Raw genomic sequence first — 374 nt, forward strand, 5'->3', positions numbered from 1 at the left:
AAAGTGAGAATGAGGCAGGATGCACCAATGTTGCAACCCTGACTTTGACCATCAACAACAGCACAACTTCTGAAGAAACTCACACAGCCTGTGATTCTTACACCTGGAATGGAACTGAATATACAGAAAGCGGTGTCTATACTTTTGTGAGTGAGAATGAAGCAGGATGCACCAATGTCGCAACCCTAAACCTGACTATCACCAATAGCACTACTTCTGAAGAAACTGCAACAGCCTGTGATTCTTACACCTGGAACGGAACTGAATATACTGAAAGCGGTGTTTATACTTTTGAAAGCCAGAATGAGGCAGGATGTACCAATGTTGCAACCCTTAACCTGACAATCAACAACAGCACAACTTCTGAAGAAACT

General features: G+C 42.8%; 1 protein-coding gene. It reads left to right on the forward strand.

The genetic code is table 11. The features are described 5' to 3' along the window. Positions 1 to 374, forward strand: a 374-nt coding sequence (locus tag HC175_RS20510; protein ID WP_209310153.1) for a hypothetical protein, incomplete at both ends; no start/stop codon positions are given.

Source organism: Salinimicrobium oceani, assembly GCF_012037645.1.